Origin of the sequence: Streptomyces sp. CAI-85 (assembly GCF_013363615.1) — a bacterium.
In the GTDB taxonomy this organism is placed as follows: Bacteria; Actinomycetota; Actinomycetes; order Streptomycetales; family Streptomycetaceae; genus Streptomyces; species Streptomyces antibioticus_B.
In genome coordinates, this window is the sequence record NZ_JAANNX010000248.1 from 1 (window position 1) to 649 (window position 649).

Sequence of the window (649 nt, forward strand, 5' to 3'; positions counted from 1 at the left end):
GTCGTCCTCCTTCTCTTCGGTCTGATGCTCACCCGGGCCCCCATCGGCCGCTCCCCGGACGCGGACTCCGGGAACCGCTGGGCCGCCCTCACAGTTGCCGTCGCCTCGGCAGCCGCCCTGGTCTGGGTGGTCGTCGACGCCTTCCGCACCACCTGGATCGACCTGGACGGGCCGGCCGCCGGCTCCACCGAGGTCACCGGCGCGAGCCTGTTCCAGAACTGGGTCCTCCCCTTCGAGGCCCTCTCCGTCCTTCTCCTCGCCGCACTGGTCGGGGCCATCGTCCTGTCCCGCAAGGCGAAGGCGGAGTGGAACTCTCCCCCTGTGAACTCACGAGACGTCACGGAGAGTTCCCGATCGGTCACGGAAAGTTCAAAGAATTCGCGTGACGAGGAGGGCACCCGCTGATGCACCTCGCCTACCCCGCCGTCCTGGCCGTCCTTCTCTTCTGCGTCGGCGTGTACGGCGTCCTCGCCCGCCGCAACGCGATCCTGGTCCTGATGTCGGTCGAGCTGATGCTCAACGCCGTCAACCTCAACCTCGTCGCCTTCGACGTGTGGCTCAGCCGGGCCGCCGAGGAGACCCTGCACTCCGGCCAGGCCCTCACCCTCTTCACCATCGCCATCGCCGCCGCCGAGATCGGCATCGGCCT

The 649-nt window shown here is 68.6% G+C and carries 2 protein-coding genes; both read left to right on the forward strand.

Annotated features, from left to right (window positions below; genetic code table 11):
* A partial coding sequence (locus G6W55_RS38085) for an NADH-quinone oxidoreductase subunit J (protein WP_175525112.1) occupies window positions 1–405 on the forward strand: 405 nt, incomplete at its 5' end.
* Window positions 405–649, forward strand: a 245-nt coding sequence (gene nuoK / locus G6W55_RS38090; RefSeq protein ID WP_175525113.1) for an NADH-quinone oxidoreductase subunit NuoK, incomplete at its 3' end; no start/stop codon positions are given. The genes G6W55_RS38085 and nuoK, both read left to right, overlap by 1 nt.